At 70.7% G+C, this 21,914-nt stretch carries 21 protein-coding genes; 13 read left to right on the top strand and 8 right to left on the bottom strand.

Annotated elements, in window-relative coordinates:
- Window positions 1-29: 29 nt before the first annotated feature.
- The 9 genes from pcaB (at window position 30) to mnmH (ending at window position 8,170) form a co-directional block, all read left to right on the top strand.
- Window positions 30-1,220, top strand: coding sequence for a 3-carboxy-cis,cis-muconate cycloisomerase (pcaB, locus tag VSO01S_RS08855; protein ID WP_068641477.1), 1,191 nt, complete (start codon window positions 30-32; stop codon window positions 1,218-1,220).
- 16 nt (window positions 1,221-1,236) lie between these two features.
- Window positions 1,237-1,665 (top strand): carboxymuconolactone decarboxylase family protein, encoded by a 429-nt coding sequence (locus tag VSO01S_RS08850; protein WP_068641475.1) that lies wholly within the window; start codon window positions 1,237-1,239, stop codon window positions 1,663-1,665.
- Window positions 1,662-2,888, top strand: coding sequence for an MFS transporter (locus VSO01S_RS08845; protein WP_068641473.1), 1,227 nt, complete (start codon window positions 1,662-1,664; stop codon window positions 2,886-2,888). The genes VSO01S_RS08850 and VSO01S_RS08845 overlap by 4 nt, the downstream gene beginning before the upstream one ends.
- A complete protein-coding gene (locus VSO01S_RS08840; RefSeq protein ID WP_068641472.1) occupies window positions 2,885-3,649 on the top strand; it encodes an alpha/beta fold hydrolase in 765 nt (254 codons plus the stop codon). The genes VSO01S_RS08845 and VSO01S_RS08840 overlap by 4 nt, the downstream gene beginning before the upstream one ends.
- A 47-nt stretch (window positions 3,650-3,696) precedes the next feature.
- Window positions 3,697-4,299 carry a DJ-1/PfpI family protein gene (locus VSO01S_RS08835; RefSeq protein ID WP_068641470.1) on the top strand — a complete coding sequence of 201 codons (603 nt, stop codon included), beginning with the start codon at window positions 3,697-3,699 and terminating at the stop codon, window positions 4,297-4,299.
- Window positions 4,300-4,396: 97 nt separating this feature from the next.
- Complete coding sequence (locus VSO01S_RS08830) at window positions 4,397-5,098, top strand: DsbA family oxidoreductase (protein ID WP_068641468.1); 702 nt, start codon at window positions 4,397-4,399, stop codon at window positions 5,096-5,098.
- A gap of 4 nt (window positions 5,099-5,102) precedes the next feature.
- Window positions 5,103-6,167, top strand: coding sequence for an NAD(P)H-dependent flavin oxidoreductase (locus VSO01S_RS08825; RefSeq protein WP_068641466.1), 1,065 nt, complete (start codon window positions 5,103-5,105; stop codon window positions 6,165-6,167).
- A 42-nt stretch (window positions 6,168-6,209) separates the two neighbouring features.
- Window positions 6,210-7,115 carry a DUF3014 domain-containing protein gene (locus tag VSO01S_RS08820; protein ID WP_068641464.1) on the top strand — a complete coding sequence of 302 codons (906 nt, stop codon included), beginning with the start codon at window positions 6,210-6,212 and terminating at the stop codon, window positions 7,113-7,115.
- 5 nt (window positions 7,116-7,120) lie between these two features.
- A complete protein-coding gene (mnmH, locus tag VSO01S_RS08815; protein WP_068641462.1) occupies window positions 7,121-8,170 on the top strand; it encodes a tRNA 2-selenouridine(34) synthase MnmH in 1,050 nt (349 codons plus the stop codon).
- Window positions 8,171-8,214: 44 nt separating this feature from the next.
- On the opposite strand, the gene VSO01S_RS08810 is transcribed toward mnmH, so the two are convergent.
- The 3 genes from VSO01S_RS08810 to VSO01S_RS08800 form a co-directional block, all read right to left on the bottom strand.
- A complete protein-coding gene (locus VSO01S_RS08810; protein WP_068641460.1) occupies window positions 8,215-9,129 on the bottom strand; it encodes a dienelactone hydrolase family protein in 915 nt (304 codons plus the stop codon).
- A gap of 152 nt (window positions 9,130-9,281) precedes the next feature.
- Window positions 9,282-10,328 carry an MBL fold metallo-hydrolase gene (locus tag VSO01S_RS08805; protein WP_068641459.1) on the bottom strand — a complete coding sequence of 349 codons (1,047 nt, stop codon included), beginning with the start codon at window positions 10,326-10,328 and terminating at the stop codon, window positions 9,282-9,284.
- 139 nt (window positions 10,329-10,467) lie between these two features.
- Window positions 10,468-11,313 carry a helix-turn-helix transcriptional regulator gene (locus VSO01S_RS08800; RefSeq protein WP_153305186.1) on the bottom strand — a complete coding sequence of 282 codons (846 nt, stop codon included), beginning with the start codon at window positions 11,311-11,313 and terminating at the stop codon, window positions 10,468-10,470.
- Between the two features lie 80 nt (window positions 11,314-11,393).
- On the opposite strand from VSO01S_RS08800, the gene VSO01S_RS08795 reads away from it, so the two are divergent.
- Window positions 11,394-12,578, top strand: a complete 1,185-nt coding sequence (locus tag VSO01S_RS08795) for an amylo-alpha-1,6-glucosidase (protein ID WP_068641457.1) — start codon at window positions 11,394-11,396, stop codon at window positions 12,576-12,578.
- A 3-nt stretch (window positions 12,579-12,581) separates the two neighbouring features.
- Here VSO01S_RS08795 and VSO01S_RS08790 read toward each other — a convergent pair whose 3' ends face one another.
- The 4 genes from VSO01S_RS08790 to VSO01S_RS08775 all read right to left on the bottom strand — a co-directional run bounded on the left by VSO01S_RS08790 (window position 12,582) and on the right by VSO01S_RS08775 (window position 17,171).
- Window positions 12,582-13,574: a Bug family tripartite tricarboxylate transporter substrate binding protein gene (locus tag VSO01S_RS08790; RefSeq protein ID WP_068641455.1), complete on the bottom strand. Its 993-nt coding sequence runs from the start codon at window positions 13,572-13,574 to the stop codon at window positions 12,582-12,584.
- A 57-nt stretch (window positions 13,575-13,631) separates the two neighbouring features.
- Window positions 13,632-14,858, bottom strand: a complete 1,227-nt coding sequence (locus VSO01S_RS08785) for an acyl-CoA dehydrogenase family protein (RefSeq protein ID WP_068641453.1) — start codon at window positions 14,856-14,858, stop codon at window positions 13,632-13,634.
- A gap of 2 nt (window positions 14,859-14,860) precedes the next feature.
- Window positions 14,861-16,468 carry an AMP-binding protein gene (locus tag VSO01S_RS08780; RefSeq protein WP_068641451.1) on the bottom strand — a complete coding sequence of 536 codons (1,608 nt, stop codon included), beginning with the start codon at window positions 16,466-16,468 and terminating at the stop codon, window positions 14,861-14,863.
- Window positions 16,469-16,613: 145 nt separating this feature from the next.
- On the bottom strand, window positions 16,614-17,171 hold the full coding sequence (locus VSO01S_RS08775; RefSeq protein ID WP_245684147.1) for a histidine phosphatase family protein: 558 nt from the start codon (window positions 17,169-17,171) through the stop codon (window positions 16,614-16,616).
- A gap of 181 nt (window positions 17,172-17,352) precedes the next feature.
- Between VSO01S_RS08775 and VSO01S_RS08770 the strand changes: the two genes are divergently transcribed.
- Window positions 17,353-19,131, top strand: coding sequence for an ATP-binding response regulator (locus tag VSO01S_RS08770; protein WP_068641447.1), 1,779 nt, complete (start codon window positions 17,353-17,355; stop codon window positions 19,129-19,131).
- Here the strand turns inward: VSO01S_RS08770 and VSO01S_RS08765 are convergent.
- Window positions 19,128-19,778 carry a response regulator transcription factor gene (locus VSO01S_RS08765; protein WP_068641445.1) on the bottom strand — a complete coding sequence of 217 codons (651 nt, stop codon included), beginning with the start codon at window positions 19,776-19,778 and terminating at the stop codon, window positions 19,128-19,130. The two genes, VSO01S_RS08770 and VSO01S_RS08765, sit on opposite strands and share 4 nt — an antisense overlap.
- Before the next feature lie 266 nt (window positions 19,779-20,044).
- Here VSO01S_RS08765 and VSO01S_RS08760 point away from each other — a divergent pair, with 266 nt between their 5' ends.
- The gene (locus VSO01S_RS08760; RefSeq protein WP_245684146.1) at window positions 20,045-21,778 is read left to right on the top strand and encodes a ShlB/FhaC/HecB family hemolysin secretion/activation protein; all 1,734 of its coding nucleotides are present in this window, start codon (window positions 20,045-20,047) and stop codon (window positions 21,776-21,778) included.
- Between the two features lie 8 nt (window positions 21,779-21,786).
- Window positions 21,787-21,914: ESPR domain-containing protein (locus VSO01S_RS28260; RefSeq protein WP_084241762.1), on the top strand; the 128-nt coding region annotated here is incomplete at its 3' end.

Here is a 21,914-nt window from a genome sequence, read left to right as displayed (position 1 = left end):
CGATCCATCCATTTCAAGCACCCATCGACATGAGCATTTTCGAAGCCTTTCTTTCCACGCCAGAGGCCCTGGACGCCTTCAGCGACCACCATTTCGTCGACGCCATGCTTCGCTTCGAGGCGGCGCTGGCCCGTTCGCAGGCGCAGCTGGGCCTCATTCCTGAATCGGCTGCGCATTCCATCGTGGGCAGCTGCAAGGTCGAGCTGTTCGACGTGGCCAAGATCCTGCGCGACAGCGGGCGGGCCGGCAGCGTGGCCATTCCGCTGGTCAAGACCCTGAAGGACGCCGTGGGCGTGTTCAATGCCGACGCCGTGCAGTACGTGCACTTCGGCAGCACCAGCCAGGACGTGATCGACACCGCCATGGCGCTGGTCACGCGCGATGCGGTGCAGCTCATCGATGCCGACCTGGGCAAGGCCGCCGACGCGCTGCTGCAGCTGGCCACGCAGCATGCGCAGACGCCGGTGCTGGCCCGCACGCTGATGCAGCCGGCCTCGGTCACCAGCTTCGGCCTGAAGTGCGCCAACTGGGCCGCGCCGCTGGTGCGCGCGCGCACCCGCATCGCCATTGCGGCGAAGAACGCGCTCCAGCTGCAGCTGGGCGGCGCCGTGGGCACGCTGGCGCAGATGAAGGAGCACGGCCCGGCCGTGCGCGCGCGTGTGGCGCAGGCCCTGGGCCTGCAGGATGCCGGCAATGCCTGGCACACGCAGCGCGACGAATGGGTCGCGCTGGGCTGCGAGCTGGGCATAGCGGTGGGCAGCCTGGGCAAGATCGCGACCGACATCGCCCTCATGGGCCAGTACGAAGTGGGCGAGCTGGCCGAGCCGAGCGAGCCCGGCCGCGGCGGTTCGTCGGCCATGCCGCACAAGCGCAACCCGGTGGCCTCGATGGTGGCGCTGGCTGCATCGCAGCGCGCACCGCAGCGCGTGGCCGCGCTGCTGGCCACCATGCCGCAGCAGCACGAGCGCGCATTGGGTGCATGGCAGGCCGAGCTGGCCGAGTGGCCGCAGCTGCTGGTCACCACCCACGGCAGCGTGCGCGCCATGGCCGGGGCCTTGCCGGGCCTGCAGGTCGATGCCGCGCGCATGCGGGCCAACATCGACACGCTGCGCGCGCAGCTGCCGCGCGAAGCCGCCGACGAATGGTTCGATCCGGCGCTGGCCGAATCCGCCGGCGCGCTGGCGCTGGCCCAAGTCCAGGCGCTGCGCGCCGCCAAGTGAACAGGGAATCCATCCGATGAGCACCGACAAGAAACAAGCGCCGACGAGCGCCTACGACGCCGGCATGATCAACCGCCGCCGCGTGCTGGGCGATGCCTGGGTCGACAAGTCCCTGGCCAACCGCAACAGCTTCAACGCCGAGTTCCAGGAAATGATCACGCGGCACGCCTGGAACGACATCTGGGGCCGTCCGGCCCTGGGCGACAAGACGCGCCGCTTCATGGTGCTGTCGATGCTGCTGGGCGTGAAGTCCTTCGAGGAGTTCGTGATGCACGTGCGCGCCGCGCTGGACGGCCCGCCCGAGTCGCGCCTCACGCCCGAGGACATCAAGGAGATCATCATGATGTCCGCCATCTACGTCGGCGTGCCGGCGGCCAACCATGCCTTCGGCCTGGCGACGGCGGTGCTGAAGGAAAAGGGCCTGATTCCGGACGCTGCCCCGTGACGCCTGCGACCGCGGCGCCGATCGGCTTCGCGCTGCTGCTGCCCCTGCTGCTGGCGGCGCAGCCGGTGGCCACCGACAGCTACCTTTCCGCGCTGCCCGCCATTGCGACCGAGCTGGGTTCGGCCAGCACCAGCCTGACCATGTTCGTGCTGACCTTCGGCGTGGCGCAGATTCCGGTGGGCAGCCTGGCCGACCGCATCGGCCGCCGCCCGGTGCTGCTGGGTGGGCTGGCCTTGTACGTGGTGGCGGCCCTGGCCGGCGCGCTGGCCGCCAGCGCCGCCATGCTCGCAGGGGTGAGGGCGGTGCAGGGCGCGGCCATGGCCGCCATCCTGGTGTGCTCGCGCGCCGCGGTGCGCGACCTGTATCCGGCGCATGAAGGCATGCACGTGATGGCACGCGGCCTCACGGGCCTGGGCGTGGTGGCGCTCATCGCGCCGGTGCTGGGGGCCTTCGTCGTGCAATGGGCCGGCTGGCGCTGGGTGCTGGTGCTGATGGCCGTCTATGGCGCCGTGCTGCTGGCCATGTGCTGGCATTCCTTCGGCGAGACGCAGGCGCCGCAGGCGGCGGGCCAACCCGCGGCGCAGGGCGGGGTGCGCGAGGTGTTCGCCAGCCGCAGCTTCCGGGTGTGGAGCTGCCTGTCGGCATCCAGCTACGGCGGCATCTTCTGCTTCCTGCTGCTCTCGCCCATGGTCTACATCGGCTACCTCGGGCTCCCGCCGGCGTTGTACGGCTGGATTCCGTCGTTCGGCTCGGCCATCTACATCGGCAGCACCACTGCCTGCCGGCGCCTGCTGTACCGCTGGGGGCCGCTGCGTACCGTGCGGCTGGGTGCGCTGCTCAGCATCAGCGGCGCCTTGATCCAGGCGCTGGGCGCATGGCACCTGCCGGGCAGCGCCTGGCCGCTCATGCTCGGCCACGCCTTCTTCAGCATGGGCCACGGCATCCATCAACCCTGCGGCCAGGCGGGTGCTGTGGGCGACCTGCCTCGCCTGGCGGGGCGCGCGGTATCGTGGTCGGGGTTCATGATGATGGCGGTGGCCTTCTGCGTGGGCCAGCTGGCCTCGCGCTTCATCGACGAGCGCCACAGCCATGGCGCCTGGCCGATGGTGGTGCCCATGCTGGCCGCGGGCAGCGCCATCGTGCTCATCGCCTTCGTGTGGCTGCCGCGCGTGCTGGCGCACCAGCAGCAGCTGCAACACAAACCCAAGGAGAAAACGACATGATCCACCTCAACCTCGTGCGCGAAGGGCAGGGCCCCGTCGTGGTGCTGAGCCACGCGCTGGGCTGCGACCTGCACATGTGGGACGGCGTGGCGCCGCTGCTGGCGCGCGACTTCACCGTGCTGCGCTACGACCACCGCAACCATGGCCGCTCCGACGTGGTGGCCGGCGCGCTCACCATGCAGACGCTGGCGCAGGACGCGGCCGATCTCATCGCGCGCGAAGCCGGCGGCGCGCCGGTGCATTTCGTGGGCCTGTCGATGGGCGGCATGACGGCGCAGGCCCTGGCGCTGAGCCATCCGCAGCTGCTGCGCAGCGTGGTCATCGCCAACTCGGCTTCGTACTACCCCGACCGCGCGCCGTGGCAGGCGCGCGTGGAAACCGTGCAGGCCCAGGGCATCGCAGCCATCGCCCCCGGCGCGGTGGCGCGCTGGCTCACGCCCGAGTTCGCCGCCAGCGCCGACGGCGCGGCGCTGGCCCGCCAGCTGCACGACACCCTGGTGGCCACCGATCCGCAAGGCTACATCGCCGCCTGCCAGGGCGTGGCCGCCATCGACTTCCGCGAGAGCAACCGCAAGATCGCCCTGCCCACGCTGGTGATCGCCGGTGCGCGCGACGAGGCCACGCCGCCGGCCATGTCGCAGGAAATGGTCGCCGCCATTCCGGGCGCGAAGCTGGCCGCGGTCGAGGCGGCGCACCTGAGCGCGGTGGAGCGGCCGGCCGAGTTCGCGCAGGTGCTGAAGGATTTCTTCGCCACGCTCTGAAGGAGCGCCCCGTTCGCCGCGGCGCACGCGCTTTCTAGAATGGCGCGATGCACATCGCCATTCTCACCTTCCAGGGTTTCAACGAACTCGATTCGCTCGTCGCGCTGGGCGTGCTCCACCGGATCAAGAAGCCCGATTGGCGCGTGAGCCTGTGCTGCCCCGAGCCGCAGGTGACGTCGATGAACGGCGTCACCGTGCATGCGCAGTCGCTGCTGGAAGACGCACGCGATGCGGATGCGGTCATCGTGGGCAGCGGCATCCTCACGCGCGAGATCGTCGCCACCCCCGCGCTGATGGACCGGCTGGCGCTGGACCCGTCGCGCCAGCTCATCGCGGCGCAGTGTTCGGGCACCCTGATCCTGGCCCGGCTCGGCCTGCTGGGCCAGGTGCCGGCCTGCACCGACCTGACGACCAAGCCCTGGGTGCAGGAGGCGGGCGTCGAGGTGCTGAACCAACCCTTCTTCGCGCAGGGAAACGTGGCCACGGCGGGCGGCTGCCTGGCCTCGCCCTACCTGGCGGCGTGGATCATCGCGCGCACAGAAGGCGTGGAGGCCGCGGCCGCCGCCTTGCACTATGTGGCACCGGTGGGCGAAAAGGAGGCCTACGTGGCCAACGCAATGGGCAGGATATCGCCGTATCTTCCCGCTTGAACGCCGCCCGGGGGCCTGCCCGCCGCCCCGGTGAACACACAAACAAACACATGGGCGAAAGACCGTTCGCTGGCTGCGCCTGCTCCGCGGGGCGAGAATGCGCGGCATGAGCAACCACAATCCCACTCCCCATCAGCTGCGCATCGATTTCGTCTCCGACGTCTCCTGTCCGTGGTGCGCGGTCGGGCTGGGCGCGCTCGAACAGGCGCTCGAGCGGGTGTCGCCCGAGATCCAGGCCGAGCTGCACTTCCAGCCCTTCGAGCTCAATCCCGACATGCCGCGCGAAGGGCAGGATTCGGTCGAACACCTGGTCGAGAAATACGGCATCGACGAGGCGCAGGTGCGCGCCAACGGCGAGCGCATCCGCGAGCGCGGCGCGCAGGTGGGCTTCGACTTCAGCCTGGACCGCCGCAAGCGCGTGTGGAACACCTTCGATGCGCATCGCCTGCTGCACTGGGCCGAGCTGGAAGACGTGGCCAGGCAGCGCCAGCTGAAGAAGGCGCTGTTCAAGGCCTACTTCACAGACGGCCAGAACCCCTCCGACCCCGAGCTGCTGGTCCGCCTGGCGGGCGAGGCGGGGCTGGACACGGCGCGCGCCCGCGAGATCCTGGCCAGCGACGCCTACGCGGCCGAGACCCGCGCGCGCGAGCGGATGTACACCGGCGCGGGCATCCATTCGGTGCCGGCCATCATCATCGACAACAAGCACCTGATCTCGGGCGGACAGCCGGCCGAGATCTTCGAGCGCGCGCTGCGCCAGATCGCGGGGGCTGCGCCGCAGCAGACAGCGGAGGCTTGACGCCATGGCCCGGAACACCATCGCCCAGCTGCTCGGCACCGAACTGCCGCTCATCCAGGCTCCCATGGCCGGCGCGCAGGGCAGCGCCATGGCCATCGCCGTGAGCAACGCGGGTGCGCTGGGCTCCCTGCCGTGCGCCATGCTGGCGCCCGATGCCATTCGCGCCGAGATCGAAGCGATCCGCCAGGCCATCGGCAGCAAGCCCTACAACGTCAACTTCTTCTGCCACCACGTGCCCGTGCCGGATGCCGGGCGCGAGGCGGCATGGCGCAAGGCGCTGGCGCCGTACTACGCCGAGTTCGGCATCGACGCCGCGAACATCCCCGCCGGCGCCGGACGCAACCCGTTCAGCGACGCGGGGGCCGATGTGCTCGAGGCCTTCAGGCCGCCGGTGGTGAGCTTCCATTTCGGGCTGCCGTCCGAAGACCTGCTGGCCCGCGTGCGCGGCTGGGGCGCCAAGGTGCTGAGCTCGGCCACCACGGTGGAAGAGGCGCAGTGGCTGGCGGCGCGCGGCGTCGATGCGGTGATTGCACAGGGCCTGGAGGCAGGCGGGCACCGCGGCCATTTCCTCTCGCACGACCTGAGCCGCCAGGTGGGCACCTTCGCGCTGCTGCCGCAGGTGCTCAAGGCGGTGAAGGTGCCGGTGATCGCGGCCGGCGGCATCGTGGATGCGGCCAGCGCCCGCGCGGCCATGGCCCTGGGTGCGGCCGGCGTGCAGGTGGGCACCTCGTACCTGCTGTGCCCCGAGGCGACCATCACCGCGCCGCACCGCGCCGCGCTGTCGGGCAACGAAGAGGCGCGCCGGCACACCGCGCTCACCAACCTGTTCACCGGCCGGCCGGCGCGCGGCATCATGAACCGCGTGATGCGAGAGCTGGGCCCCCTGAGCGCCGCGCCGCCCGAATTTCCGCTGGCCACGGCCGCCATCGCGCCGCTGCGCGCCAAGGCCGAAGGCCAGGGCAGCGGTGATTTTTCTCCCTTGTGGTCGGGCCAGAACGCCAGCGGCTGCAAGGCCATCGGCGCTGCCGAGCTGACGCGCGAGATCGCGGCCGGCCTGCACGGCGCCTGACGACCCGACTTCAAAGAGAACAAGAGAAAGGATTCCCCAGACATGGCAGAGCGCGAGGACCCACGAGAATTCAGACCCGTTCGCGAATCGTCCGTGTGGACGGCCGTCATCCTGGTGGTGGTGCTGCTGGGCGCCGGCGCCTTGTGGTGGCGCTGGTCGCAGACACAGGCGCCGACACCCGTGGCCGCAACGACGCCGCAGGAGACGCCCTCGGCCAGTGCGCCGGCCGATGCACCCCCGCCGCCGCCGCAGGCCGAGCAGACCGCGCCCCTGAATCCGGTGGAGACGCCGCCCGATGCCGCGCTGCCGCAACTGTCCGAATCCGACGCGCGGGTCACGAGCGCGCTCAACGAACTGCTGGGCCGCAAGAACGTCGCCACCTTCCTCAACGTGGACGGCTTCGTGCGCCGCTTTGTCGCCACGGTGGACAACCTGCCGCGCGAGCATGCGCCGTCGCGCATGTGGCCGGCGCAGCCTGCCGGCCAGCGCTTTGCCACCACCGGCAGCGGCGAGCAGACCACCATCGCGCTGGACAACGCGCAGCGCTACACGCCGATGGTGCTGATGGCCGAGCAGGTGGACCCGGCCGCCGCGGCCGGCGTGTACTTCAAGCTCTACCCGCTGTTCCAGCAGGCGTTCGAAGAACTGGGCTACCCCGGCAAGTATTTCAATGACCGCCTGGTGGCCGTCATCGACCACCTGTTGGCCGCGCCCGAGCCCGAAGGGCCGGTGCGGGTGAAGATGGTCGAGGTCAAGAGCGACACCCCCGTCACCCGGCCCTGGGTGCACTACGAATACGCCGACCCGCAGCTCGAGGCCATGTCGGCCGGGCAGAAGATCATGGTGCGCGTGGGCCTGGTCAACGAGCGCCGGCTCAAGGCCAAGCTCAAGGCCTTCCGTGCGCAGCTGGTGGCCGGCGCCGCCGCATCGCAGCAGACGAAGAAATAAGCCGCATGAGTCACAACGCGCCCGTGCGTGTGGCCGACATGCAGGCCTTCGACACCCTGATCGACGCGAGATCGCCGGCCGAGTTTGCGCTGGACCACGTGCCCGGCGCCATCAACTGCCCGGTGCTCGACGACGAGGAGCGCCGCATCGTCGGCACGCTGTACAAGCAGCAGGGCGCCTTCGAGGCGCGCCGCGTGGGCGGCGCCATGGTGGCGGCCAACCTGGCGAAGCACCTGCGCGAGCGCTTTGCCGACCGGCCCGCCAACTGGAAGCCGCTGGTGTACTGCTGGCGCGGCGGCATGCGCAGCGGCTCCATGGTCACCTGGCTGCGCCTGGTGGGCTGGGACGCGCAGCAGCTGGCCGGCGGCTACAAGAGCTTTCGGCGCCACGTCATCTCGCAGCTCGACGCGCTGTGCCCGCAGCTGGACCTGCACGTGATCTGCGGCGCCACCGGCAGCGCCAAGACGCGCGTACTGCAAGCGCTGGCGGCGCAGGGCGAGCAGGTGCTCGACCTGGAAGACATGGCCTGCCACAAGGGCTCGCTGCTGGGCAACCTGCCGGGTGTGCCGCAGCCTTCGCAAAAGAGCTTCGAGACCGACCTGGCCACGCGCCTCGAGCGCTTCGACCTGGCCCGGCCCATCTACGTGGAAGGCGAGAGCGCGCGCATCGGCAAGGTCTCGCTGCCGCTGTCGCTGGTGGCGCGCATGCGCGAGTCGCCTTCGGTCATCGAGGTGGCGGCCACGCCCGAAGCACGCCTGGCCTTTCTGCTGCACGACTACGCCTACCTGGGCGACGACCGCGAAGGCCTGGCGGCGCAGCTGGCCAAGCTCAAGGAACTGCAGGGCAAGGAGACCGTCGCGCGCTGGCAGCAGTGGGCGCTGGCGGGCGATCTGGAGCCGCTGTTCGCGGAGCTGATGGCGCTGCACTACGACCCGCACTACGAGCGCTCGCAGGAGCGGCATTTCGCCGCTTGGGGACAGCGCCGCAGCGTGCAGGCGCAGTCGCTGGACGAAGCGGGGATCGAGGCGCTGGCGCGGAAGATTGCGGCCCGCTAGGCGCCTGCCTCAGCTGGAGGCCTGGGCGCCTGGCGAATTCCGGCTCAGCCCGCGTCCCCCAGGTTCGCCTTGAAGAACTCCATCGTGCGCGACCACGCCAGCTTGGCGGCGGCCGCGTCGTAGCGCGGCGTGGTGTCGTTGTTGAAGCCGTGCTGCGTGCCCGGATAGCGGTAGGCCGCGAAGCGCACGTCGGCTGCCTTGAGCGCGGCCTCGTACGCGGGCCATGCGGCGTTGATGCGTTCGTCCACATCGGCCTGCTGGATGAGCAGCGGTACCTTGACCTTGGCCGCCTCGGCCGGGTCGGGCGTGTTGCCGTAGAAGGGCACGCCGGCCGTGAGTTCGGGTGCGCGCAGCGACAGCTGGTGCACCATGCCGCCGCCCCAGCAGAAGCCCACCGCGCCGATCTTGCCGGTGGTGTCGGGGCGGGCCTTGAGCCAGCTCATGGCGGCAAGAAAGTCTTCGCGCGCCTTGCCCTGGTCGAGCTTGGCGAAGGCCGCGCGTGCGTCGTCCTCATTGCCGGGGTAGCCGCCCAGCGGCGTGAGCGCGTCCGGCGCAAACGCCATGTAGCCGTCCAGCGCCAGGCGGCGCGCGATGTCCTCGATGTGCGGATTGAGCCCGCGGTTCTCGTGGATGACCAGCACCGTGGGCAGCTTGCGCGTGCCCGCGCTGGCGGGGCGCACCAAATAGCCCTTGATGGTGCCGTTGCCTTGGGGCGAGGGGTAGCTGGGCCGGTCGATCTTCAGCCGCGAGTCGTCGGCCGGCACCTGCTGGCCCGCAGCGAAGTTGGGGCTGAGCGCGGCCAGCAGCCCCGCGGCCGTCATGCCGGCTTTGGCGAATTTCTGCGCGCTGGCCAGAAAGCCGCGCCGGTCCAGGTCGCCATGCACGTAGGCGTCGAAGAGGATGAGCAGGTCCTGGTCGAAATCCGCGGCGGTCAGGCGGGGCGTGGAGGTGGTCTGCATGGGCAAGGCTCCTTTCAAGCAAGTTGAGGTTGGAGAAGCAGGCTGGCACACGTGGCGCGCTGCATTACACAACAACAGGCAATTTGCCGCCGATGCCCATCTCCTGCGCTGCGTGGGGTTGTACGGTCGCGCGGTCCTTGCCCCCGGATCCTTCAGGGCGATGCCGGCAACGGCAGCGGCGAATACTCCGCCGGCACCCAGGCGTAGCCCTTGCCTTCGACCCGCGCATGGCCCAGCCCCGGGAAGGGCAGGTGCGCGCCGGCCACCCACCAGCCTTCGCGTGACGCGCGCTGCAGCATCGCGCGGCGCGACTCGATGGCCTGCGCGCGGTCGGCATCCACTTCGTAGCTGGCCTTGGGGTTGGCGAACTGCACCGCGTGGTAGTGCACCAGGTCGCCCCACACCAGCAGCTTGTCGCGCGGCGCGCTGCCGCCTGGGACGAGGAAGGACGCGTGGCCCGGCGTGTGGCCGTGGCTGGCCAGGGCCTCGATGCCGGCCGGCAGGCTGCCGTCGCCCGGCTCGAAGGTGCGCAGCCGCCCCGCGGCCGAATAGACGTCGAGCGGTCGGCGCGCAAGGGCCACGATGAAGCGCAGGTCCTTCGGCGTGTTCGCCTCGGCGCCGGGGCCCTGCCAGTACGCGGCCTCGGTGCGGTCCATCCACAGCGTCGCGTTGGGGAAGGCCGGCTTGCCGTCCTTGCCCAGTACGCCGCACAGATGGTCGGGGTGCGCATGCGTCACCAGCACGTCGTCCACCTGCCCGGGCGCGAAGCCGGCCGCCTGGAGGTTGTCCACCACATGGCCCAGGCCGCCGCCGAAGCAGTCGGCCGTGCCGGCATCGATCAGCACACGCCGGCCCTGCACCTGCACGAGGTAGGCGTTCACGGCGGTCTGCAGGCCGGCGGGGCTTTCGGGCACGTAGCGGCCTTGCAGCTGCTTGTCGACCTGGGCAGGCGTCATGCCCGCGATCTGCGCGCGCGGCAGCGGCACCACGCCGTCGAAGAGCGCGGTGACGCGCAGCGTGCCGATGACCTGGTGGTAGTAGCCGGGCACCTGCTGCTGCGTGTTTGCAGCCTGCTGCTGGGCCAGCGCATGGCCGGTGGCCAACGCCCCAGCGAACGCCAGGGCGGTCGTTGCCAGGCTGCGGGCCAGCTGCATGGACAGCAGCCGGGGTTTCGATAGCGGGAAAGTAGTAGTAGGCATGGCAGTCGTATCTCGGGTTGGATGATTGGCGCGGCCATGGGCTGCCGCACCCGGTCATCTTCCCGCCGCCCGCCTTCGCAGTTCGCTCAATTGCATGCGCGATCCGCTCGCGCTCGCGCTGGCGCTGGCGTCTGGCCGCTCAGCCCGCGTTGCCGATGTGGCCCGGCTCCAGCCCGTAGCGCTGCGCGAAGCGGCGCACGAAGGTGGGCGCCGACTGATAGCCCACGCGCGCGGCCACCGTCTTGACCGGCCAGCGCGTGGTGTAGAGCAGCTGCATCGCGCAGGACAGGCGGGCTTCGGTGATCACCTCCAGCAGCGATTGCTTCTCGGCCGCCAGGCGCCGGCGCAAGGTGGCGCCGCTCAGGCCCAGCGCATCCTCGAAGTCGCGCGAGCGCCAGCTGCGATCGGGCTGCGCGGCCACCAGCGCGCGGATCTGCGCCGCCAGCGTGGGCGGCGGCGGTGCCAGCACGCCGGTGTGGCCCAGCATGCACAGCTGCACCAGCAGGTCGGCCAGCGCCGCGCGTGCCGGACCATAGGCGCCGGCTCGCAGGGCGTCGGCCCATGCCAGCAGCTGCGGCGCCATGCGCTGCGCCGGCAGCGCCAGCACGTCGGGGCCGTCCTGGCTCACGGGCTGTGCCCACAGCATGCGCGCGGCGCCGATGACCTCGTCGCAGATCGGCATGGTGATCGTCAGGTACAGCCCGGTGTCGTCCGGCCAGTTGAAGGCGTCGAGCTGGCAGGGCCGCGCGATCATGAACATGTCGCCCGCCGACAGCGACAGCGCGTCCGCGCCCTTGGCATGCAGGCGCTTGGCGCCGCGCAGCACCACGCCGAAGGTGGGCTGGTCGATCTGCACGGAGCGCACGCCGTGCTCATGCCGCGCGCAGATGCACGCGTAGTTCTCGGACAGCGCGCTGTCGGTCGTCAGGGACAGGAGCCGCTCGATCAGCGGCGCGGGCGCCGGTGCCAGGGTGATCTCGTTCATCATCAGGGCGCCATGGTACGGGCGGCCCTGCGTCCGCCCCGTGCGTGGGGTTGCGCCATGTGTGGAAAATCATCCAACCCATGGCCGACACCCCTTCATCCGTGCTCGTCGCAAGCTGCCGCGAGGCATCGCTGGCGCTGCTGGAACGCAACCTCACCCCGCACGGCATCCTGGCCGCCAGCCCGACCGAGGCGGCGGTGGCGCGGCGCTACACGCGCATCTTCGGGCGCGACGCGGCCATCTGCGTGATGGCCATGTGCGGCAGCGGCCTGCCGGCGCTGGAGCAGGGCGCGGTGGCGAGCCTCGACGCACTGGCGGCCCGGCAGGCGGCCAACGGCCAGATTCCCAAGTACGTCGATCCGCAAGGGCACGACGCGGACTTCTGGTACCTGGGCTGCATCGACGCCACGCTGTGGTGGCTGATCGCGGTGCACCACGTGCGCAGGCACGGCGCGGTGGGCGGCGCGCATTGGGCGCGCGAGGTGCAGCTGGCGATCCAGTGGCTGCTGGCGCAGGAACACCAGCACTTTCGCCTGCTGCAGCAGAACGAGGCCAGCGACTGGGCCGACATCATGCCGCGCTCGGGCTACGTGCTCTACACCAACGCCCTGTGGTTCGAGGTCAAGCGCCGCTTCGGCCTGCAGCATGCGGACGCAACGCGGCACCACTTCAACCACCTGTTCAACCCCTTCCAGCGCGACCTGCCCGAGTACCACCGCGCGCGCCTGCTGCGGCACTACGCGCGGCGCGGGCGGCGCGACCCGGGGCTGTACCTGAGCTTCGTCAACCTGTCTTTCGTGGGCGACGAGGGGGATGTGTTCGGCAATGTGCTGGCCGTGCTGTGCGGACTGGCCGACGAATCGATGGCGCACAGCATCGTGCGCACCATCGGCGCGGCCGGTGCGGCGCTGCCGTGGCCGGTGCGCGTCACGCTGCACCCCATGAATGCCAGCCACGAGCTGTGGCGCGCCTACATGGGGCGGCATCGGCAGAACCTCACGCACCAGTACCACAACGGCGGCCTGTGGCCTTTCGTGGGCGGCTTCTGGGTGATGGCCCTGGCGCAGCTGGGCCTGCAGGACCAGGCACGGGCTGCGCTGCACAGCCTGGCCGAGGCGAATGCGCATGGCGACTGGCGCTTCACCGAATGGTTCCACGGCAAGACGCTGGCCCCCATGGGCATGGCGGGGCAGAGCTGGAACGCCGCCACCTTCCTGCTGGCGCAGCGCGCGCTGGAAGGCGGCGGCGCCAACAACGGATGGTGAGGCCTACATCGCCTCCAGCCCGACCTTCTTCATCATGGCTTCGGTAAAGGCCATTTCCTGCTTGAAGCCCTGCACGTAGGCGGCCGAATCCTGCAGGTCGACCAGTCCGCCTTGCTGCTGCAACTGGGCCACCACCTTGGGCTGCGCCAGCGCCTTCTCGAAGGCGGCGCGGATGCGTTCCACCACGGCATCGGGCGTGCCCGCGGGCACCGACAGGCCACCCCACGAGGTGAGCTGCGCGCCCTTGATGCCCTGCTCGGCCAGCGTGGGCACATCGGGCAGCACGGGGTTGCGCTTGCCGCCGGCCACCGCCAGCGCGCGCAGCTGGCCGCTCTGGATCAGCGGATACGCCACGCTGAAGATGGGTGCGCCGAAGCTCACCTGGTCGCCGATCACCGCATTGACCAGCTCCGAGGCGCCCTTGTAGGGCACGTGCGTGGCCTGCGCATTGGCTGCGCTCAGGATCATCTCCACGCCCAGGTGCGAGGGCGTGCCCACGCCGCCCGAGGCGTAGTTCATCTGCCCCTTCTGCGCCCTGGCCTGCGTCATCAGGTCCTGCACGCTGCGGATGCTCGACCTGGCATTGACCACGACCACGATGTCGGAGCTGGTGAGGCGCATGATGTGGCGGAAGTCCTTCAGCGCGTCGAAGCCCGGGTTCTTGTACATGTGCATGTTGGCGGCCATGGGCGCGGCCGAGTAGATCCAGGTGTAGCCGTCCGGCGCCGCCTTGGCCACCACGCGCGCGCCGATGTTGCCGGCCGCGCCGGCCCGGTTGTCGATGATCACCGGCTGCCCGAGGAAGGGCGCGACCGCATCGGCCAGGATGCGCGTGGTGGTGTCCGGCCCGGTGCCCGCCAGGTAGGGCACCACCCACTTGATCGCGCGGTTGGGAAAAGGCTCCTGCGCCAGCGCGAGGCGCGGCGATGCCAAGGGCAGCAGCGTGGCCGCCAGTGCGCCATGGCGCAGCACGTCGCGGCGGGTGATGTGGCTCATGTGTTGTCTCCGGAAATTTGTTCTAGGCGAAAGGGAAAGACCGCGTCGGCAGCGCCGTCAGCGCAGCGCGTCGCCGAGCAGTTCCTTGGCGATGGTGTTCTTCTGGATCTCGCTGGTGCCGGTGAGCACGCGGTACATGCGCAGCATGCGGAACAAAAACTCCACGCGGCGGCCCTGCACGATGCCTTCGCCGCCGTGCACCTGCACCGCGCGGTCGGCCACGCGGAAGGCCGTCTCCGAGCAGAACAGCTTGGCCATCGATGCTTCGGCGCGGGCCTCGCCGCCGGCGTCGATCTGGCGTGCGGTGCCGATCATCAGCGCGCGCGCCGCGGCCAGCTCGGTGGCCGCCTCGGCCAGCATGTGCTGGATGGCCTGGAACTGCCCGATGGCACGGCCGAACTGCTTGCGCTGCGTGGCGTAGTCGCGCGCATCGTGCAGCGCCACCGTGGCCAGGCCCACCATGGCGGGGCAGTGCAGCAGGCGGTTGACCGTGATGCGGCCCAGGGCCAGCGCCAGGCCGCGGCCCGGCTCACCGATGAGGTGGCTGACCGGCACGCGCGCGCCATCGAGCACGATGTCGCCGGTGCTGCTCTGGCCGGCCATGGTCTTGTAGCCCGACTCCACGCGCACGCCCGGTGCCTTCAGGTCCACGAAGAAGGCCGAGACTTCGCGCTCGCGCGCGGGGTCGGCGGCGGTGGATGCCATCAGCACCGCATAGTCGGCAAAGGGCGAACCCGAGATGAAGCGCTTGCGGCCGGTGATGACGAACTCGTCGCCATCGCGCACCGCGTGGGTCTGCACCGCGCCGGCGTCGGAGCCGGCCTCGGCTTCGGTGAGCGCGAAGCAGATGGCTTTCTCGGCCTGCGCCACCGGCATGATGAACTTCTGCATCTGCTCCGGCGTGGCCTGCCGCGCCAGCGCGCCCACGCGGGGCGGGCCGCTCAGCTCGCCGAACACGTGCGGCGCGAAGGGCGAACCGGTGGCGTAGATGGCTTCCTTGATCAGCACATGGTCGAGCACCGAGAGGCCCAGGCCGCCCATCTTCGCGGGCAGCGTCATGCCGTAGAAGCCCAGCTCGCGCGAGCGGCGCCACACGCGCTGCAGCAGCTCCCTGGGCGCGCCGTGCTCATGGTCCACGCCGTGCTCGCGCGCCAGCTCGGCCAGCTCGCCGTGCAGGTAGGCCTGCACGCGGGCGACGATGTCGGCGGCGCGCTCCGAGCCTTCGAAGGGGCCGGCGAAGAAAGGCGCCGGAACGTGGGTGGGGGTAGGGGTGGTCGCGTCCATGATCAGTTCACCATCCGTTCTTGCCCGGCCCAATAGGGTGCCTGCACCGCCTTGCGCATGACCTTGCCGTTGGGGTTCTTGGGCAGCTGCGCCACGAACTCGATGTGGCGCGGCCGCTTGAAGCCGGCCAGTCGCTCGCCGCAGAAGGCATCGAGCAGCTGCGAATCGGCCGGGCGGCCGGGCTTGAGCACCACATGCGCCGCCACCGCCTCGCCCCACTTGTCGTCGGGAATGGCGAACACGCAGGCTTCCTTCACCGCGTCGTGCTGGTAGAGCACCGCCTCCACCTCCGACGGATAGACGTTGAAGCCGCCGCTGATCACCATGTCCTTCTTGCGGTCGACGATGTAGACGAAGCCTTCGTCGTCCATGCGGGCCAGGTCGCCGGTGTGGTAGCGGCCGTTCTTCAGCACCTCGGCCGTGAGCTCCGGCGCGCGCCAGTAGCCGGCGAACACATCCTCGCCGCCCACCACGATTTCGCCGATCTCGCCGGTGGCGACGGGCTGGCCATTGTCATCGAGGATCTGCACGTCGCATTCGAGCAGAGGCCGGCCGCACGAGGCCAGGCGCTCGGGCCGGGCCGCGCGCGCATGCAGGTGGTCGGCCACGGTCAGCGCGCACACGCCCGAGGTCGTCTCGCCCGCGCCGTAGCCTTGCGAGAGCACCGGGCCGAACACGTCCATGGCGCGCAGGATGCGCGCCGGCGCCATGGGCGCGGCGCCGTAGCCCAGGCGCACCAGGTCGGGCAGCGGGCGGTACTGGCCTTCCAGCTCGGCCAGCAGCATGTTGATCATGGTGGGCACCATGAAGGTGTGCGTGACGCGGTCGGCGCGCATGTCGGCGATGAAGCGCGCCGGCTCGAAGCTGTCGAACAGGCGGATGGTCACGCCGCAGCACAGGGCCGGCACCAGCTGCATGCCCGAGGCATGGGTGATCGGGCCCACCAGGCCCAGCACCGCGCCTTCGTTCATGCCCTCGGAGCGCAGCAGGAACTTGCGCAGCTGCGCCAGGCGATTGCCGAAGGTCTGCATCGCGGCCTTGAGCACGCCCGAGGAGCCGGAGGTGTAGTGCAGCACCGCCACTTCGTCGGCCGTGACGGCGACGGGCGCGAAGGCGTCGCTGGCGCGGGCGAGGGCGCTTTCGTACGAAGAGGCGGCGCCGCCGCCTTCGCTGCCGGCTTCGTCCGTCACCAGCAGCAGCTGCGGCATGGCGCCGCGGATGTGCGGGCGGAAGGTGTCGGCGCGCGCGCCGGTGGTGACGATGACGGCGGCTTCGCTGTTGGCCGCGATCTCGCCCACCTCGGCGGGCGACAGACGCGCATTGAACGGCGCCTTGACCAGGCCGGCCTTGTAGCAGGCCAGCTCCACCTCGACGATCTCGGGGCGGTTGGGCAGGTAGATGCCCACGCGGTCGCCGCGTGAGAGGCCCATGCCCAGCAGGGCGTTGGCCAGCCGGTTGGAGCGCTGCTCCAGCTCGGCGTAGGTGAGGTTGCGCGCAGGCGTCTTGATCGCGATGCGCTGCGCATGGGCGCGGGCGCTGCGCGACACCAGGGCGCCGACGTTGGCGACCGGGCGCTGCGCTGCGGCAGCGGGGGCGTTGGGGGTGGTGATGGCTGTCTCCTGGAACGTGGCTTGAAGCGACTGTTCCAGAAGGCGGGGTATCAGGGAAATACTGTTTGGTGATCCACGGCGATCAAAGCAATTGATGGCCCCGGGGCCTCACGACGCTGGCGCGCGCGGCGGTGGATCCTGGGGCTCAGGCGGCGTCGGCCCGGTCGCCGGCGAGCAGGCGCTGCGGCAGCTGGCGAAAGCGCATGCCGCGTGCCGGGTCGCCGCTGAACAGCCAGATCAGGTCGAAGCGGTCGGTCGGCCAGCTGTCCGGCACGGGCTGCGACTTTGCCGCCAGTTCGCGGGCGATCTTCACGATGCCTTCGTGCTGCCACGCGATCAGCACCCAGTCGTCCAGCTGCGCGGCGGCCCGCGCGAGCGCACGTTCGTCTCCCACGGCGAAGTCCAGCCGGATCGGCAGGCCGAGCGTGTCGGCCAGCGGCTGAAGGGTATGCAGGCTCCGCTCGCTCGGCTTGTCCGAAGTGGGGCGCGGCGCGAACAGGTGGCGCGGCGGCTCCAACCCGTGCTGGCGCAGCGCGGTTCTGTCCCCCAGCAGCGCGGCCAGCGCCCCGGCGCGCTGCCAGCCGAGCACGCTGAGTTCGTGGCGGTCCGGGCAGCCGGCTTCGTCCACGCCCTGCACCGCATCGTCGGGCGTCGGCTTTTCCGCGTGGCGTATGACGATGATGGAGGCCATGCGAGCGAGCATGGACCGGTTTCGCTTCGCTGGCGGTAGGAGCGGGACGGGCGTTCATGCCGGACAAGCGGCGTGCGCAGCCCTTGCACTAAAGTCCGATGCCATTCGCGCCGCGCTGCGCCAGCATGCGGCGCCCGGCCGCATGCATGGCTTGCACTTGCGCGGCCATCGCCATGCCCGCTGCCCCTCGTCCATGAAACCACCCCTGCCGCCGTCATCCGCCGCCCCGGTGTTCGCCGCCCGCATGAACGCCTTGCGGCGCAACCTGCCCTTTGCCTTGCTGGGCGTGCTGCTGACCTCGGGGCTGGTGGCGACGGCCCTGCATGGCGCCATACCCACGGCGCAGCTGCTGCTGTGGGCGGGCGCCAACGTGCTCCTGACAGCAGCGCGCGGCTGGATCGCCTGGCGCCATTGGCCGCAGGACGGCCAGGACATTGCCGGCTTCAGGCGCTGGCACCGCCTGACCCTGGCGGGCACCGTGCTGGGCGGCCTGCTGTGGGGGCTGCCCACCGGCTGGTGGATGCTGCAGGCGCCGCTGGCGCACCAGATGTTCCTGGTGATCGGCCTGCTGACCATGGGCACCGGCGCCATCTACGCCTACTGCATCGACCTGGCGGTGCTCTACGGCTTCCAGGTTCCGTACTTCCTGCCGCCCATGCTGGCGATGGGGCTGGTCCCGCATCCGCTGCTGCAGGTGATGTCGCTGGCCGGCATGCTCTACCTGTTCGTGACGCTGGCTTTTGCGCACCGCATGTTCCGCACCCAGGTGGATTCGCTGCGCCTGCGCTTCGAGAACCTGGACCTGCTCAAGCGGGTGCAGCAGGAAAAGGAGGCCGCGGTGCGCAGCGACCTGGCCAAGTCGCGCTTCCTGGCGGCGGCCAGCCACGACCTGCGCCAGCCCATGCATGCGCTGAGCCTGTTCGTCGGCGTGCTGCGCGGCCAGGCCTTGCCCGCGTCCAGCCGCGAGCTGGTCGACAGCATCTCGCGCGCGGCCTCGGCCATGGGCGCCTTGTTCGAAGGGCTGCTCAACCTGTCACGGCTGGACGCCGGCGTGGTGGTGCCGCGCATGCAGCCGGTGGCGCTGGACGTGCTCATCGAGCAGCTGGCGCTCGAGTTCGGTCCGCAGGCCCAGGCGCGCGGCCTGCAGTTGCGGGCGCACCCCTCTGCCACCGTGGTGCAGTCGGACCCGGCGCTGCTCGGGCGCATCCTGCGCAACCTGCTGGACAACGCCATTCGCCACACCGCGCGCGGCGCGGTGCTCATCGGCTGCCGCCGCGCGGGCGCTGGCGCGGTGCGGGTCGAGGTCTGGGACACCGGCCCCGGCATTCCGCCGGAGGAGCATGAGCGGGTGTTCTGGGAATTCCACCAGCTGGGCAATCCCGAGCGCGAGCGCAGCAAGGGCCTCGGCCTGGGGCTGGCCATCGTGCGGCGCACGGCCGCGCTGCTGCGGCATCCACTGGTGCTGCGTTCGCGCGTGGGGCGCGGCACGGTGTTCGGCCTGACGCTGCCGCTGGCGCAGCTGCAGCCCGTGGACGACGTGGCCGACGCCGCCATGGCACCGGACGCGCCTGGCCACGCGCCGCGCCCGGCGCGGGTGTTCGTGATCGAGGACGATGCGCCCAGCCGCCATGGCCTGCAGCTGCTGCTGGAAGGCTGGGGCCACCGGGTGGTCAGCGCCGCCAGTGCCGACGAGCTGCTGGCGCTGGCTGCCGCCGTGCCCGGCAAGCCGGACCTGATCGTGAGCGACTACCGGCTGCGCGAGCACCTGACCGGCATCGACGCCATCGACCGCGTGCGCGAGGAATACAACGACGACGCCATCGCCGCGCTGCTGGTCAGCGGCGACACCGACCCGCAGCGGCTGATCGAGGTGGCGCAGCGCGGCCTGCCGCTGCTGCACAAGCCGGTGGACCCGGCGCACCTGCGCTCCACCATCGCCCGCCTGCTGGCGGACGCGGACGCGAGCAGCTAGCGCGGGCGCCCGAGCAGCCCCGCGCGGCGCGCCGCGATGACCGCCTGCGTGCGGCTGTCCACGCCCAGCGCGCCGAATATGGCCGAGATGTGCGCCTTGATCGTGCGCTCGGTGGTCTGCAGGCGCTGCGCGATGTCGGCATTGCGCAGGCCCTCGCACAGAAGGTGCAGCACCTCGGTCTGGCGCGCCGTCAGGCGGGCCAGCGGATCGGGCGCGCCGGCCAGCACCGGCAGCGGCGACGGGGCGGCGTCGCCCGTCCAGACCAGGCCGCTTTCGCCGGCCAGGATGCGGCGCAGCATGGACAGCAGCCGGTCGCTGTCGGCCGACTTGTGCACGAAGCCGTGCGCGCCTTCGGCCATGGCCGCCTCCACGTCCTGCGGGTCTTCGGAGGCCGACAGCACCAGCACCCGCAGCCCCGCGCGGCTGCGCCACAGCTGGCGCAGCAGGGCGGCGCCGCCCAGGTCGGGCAGGTAGAAGTCGGTCAGCACCGCATCGGGCGCGGTGGGCATGGCGGCCAGCATGTCCAGCGCCTGGGCGCCGCTGCCCGCGCTGTCGATGACCAGGCCCGGCTCCGCCTGGCGCAGGGCCAGCGACAGGCCTTCGCGAAACATGGCGTGGTCGTCGATCAGCAGGAGGGTGGTGGGCATCGGGGGGGCTGGACTGCGGGGTGCCGGGCCTGTTCGCCGCACCCAAAAAGGCGCCCAGCATACAGGCGGCGCGAATCGCCCCCGGCGGCCGCACAAATGTCCGGGCATTGGCCTTTGGTCCAATGCGCCGCCTCCGCACTCTTCCTAGCATTCGTAAGTAGATGTTGCTGAACGAGAGATTTCGTGTCAGCGGCCTCACGAACACGCGTCTTGCGCCGCCCGCCCACCGGGCTGGCGGACGCCTTCGAAAAGACAAGAAAGTTGCCATGACGAGTTGGAAGATGTGCCGGCTGGCCGCCGCCTGCCTGGCGGCGGCCGCGAGCGCCCAGGGCGCCTGGGCCCAGCAGCGGGACGCGGCGGGCGTGCTGCGCCAGAACGGGGTGATCGAGCGCCAGCAGCAGGACCGCCTGCGCGAAGAGCAGGAGCGCGCCCTGCAGCAGCAACCGGTGCGCCCCGGCGGCGCGGACTTGAAGAGCATGCAGCCGCAGGTCAGCGTGCCGGACCTCGGTGCGCCCTGCCGCGACATCAACGAGATCCGCATCGAAGGCGCCACGCTGCTGCCTGGCGGCGTGCGCGAGCAGATCGCGCGCGACTACGCTGGCCGCTGCCTGGCCGCCAAGGACCTGGAGGCCGTGCTGGCCGCGGTCACCAAGTTCTACATCGACAAGGGCTATGTCACCACCCGCGCCTACCTGCCCGCGCAGGACCTGCGCAGCGGCACGCTGGCCGTGATGGTGGTGGAAGGTCGCATCGAGCGCTACGAGGTGCGCAACACCGGCCGCACCGGCGCCGCCGTGTCCACCCGCGGCGCCTTTCCTGGGGCGCCCGGCGATCGGCTGAACCTGCGCGACCTCGAGCAGGGCATCGACCAGGTCAACGGCGTGGCCTCCAATTCCGCCACGCTGGACCTGCAGCCCGGCAGCCAGCCCGGCCAGAGCGTGGTGGTGGTGAACAACACGGCCAGCACGCCGGCGCACCTGTACGCCACCTACGACACGCTGGGCACGCCCAGCACCGGGAAGAACTCGCTGTCCGCCACCGTGAGCTTCGACAGCCTGCTCGGCCTGAACGAGGTGATCGCCATCACGCGCCGCCAGTCGGTGCCGCACGACGGCGAACACAACTCCGACCTCACCGCGCTGCGCGCCAGCGTGCCGTGGGGCTACAGCACGCTCAGCTACGACGCCAACGAGAGCAACTACACCAACACCCTGCAGCTGGCCAGCGGCAACAAGCTGGCCTCGCAAGGGCGCACGCTGACGCAGGCCTTCACGCTCGACCGCGTGGTGTTTCGCGACCAGGCCAGCCGCCTTTCGCTGTCGGGCCGCCTGCAGACGCAGGACAGCCGCTCGTTCCTGGCCGGCCAGTTCCTGGAGGTGGCCAGCCGCAAGCTCACCACGCTCGACATCGGCGCCAATGCATTCACGCAGCTGGGCAGCAGCATCGTCAATGCGCGCCTGGGCTACGTGAGCGGCCTGCGCGGGCTGGGCGCGCTGGAGGACCCGGCTTACCTCCCCGCCGACCTGCCGCATGCGCAGTTCGAGAAATACACGCTGGACGCCGGCTTCAGCAGCCGCTTCGACGTGGGCAGCCAGCCGCTGGCGTGGAGCACCCAGTTCAGCGGCCAGTACAGCCCGTACGTGCTCTACGGCGTGCAGCAGATGCTGATCGGCGGCTGGTCCTCGGTGCGCGGCTCGCTCCTGAACTCGCTCTCGGGCGACAGCGGCTACTTCGTGCGCAACGAGCTGTCGCTGCCCTGGCAGGTCACGGCGGCGCAGCAGCCGCTGTCGGGCCGGGTGTACCTCGGCTACGACTTCGGCCGGGTCAGCAACAACGCGCCTGGATTGGCCTCGGGATCGATGTCCGGCGCGACCGTGGGCATGGCCCTGCAGTGGCGCTCGCTCAGCGCCGAGGTGTTCGCCTCGCGCGCCTTGCACCTGCCTTCGTACTTCAGCAACGAGTCGACGCTGTACGGCGTGCGGCTGTCCTTCGCCCTCTGAGAAGAACCATGAACCACATCTATCGCGTCGTCTGGCGTTCGGCACTGGGTACCTGCGTCGCCGTTTCGGAAACCGCCCGTGGCCGGGGCAAGTCGGGCAGGGCCGCCGCGCCGGTGCGCCGGGGCGTGCCCGCGCT

It is taken from the genome of Variovorax soli NBRC 106424, assembly GCF_001591385.1.
Classification (GTDB): Bacteria; Pseudomonadota; Gammaproteobacteria; order Burkholderiales; family Burkholderiaceae_C; genus Variovorax; species Variovorax soli.
This window is presented reverse-complemented; position numbering and strand designations above follow the sequence as displayed.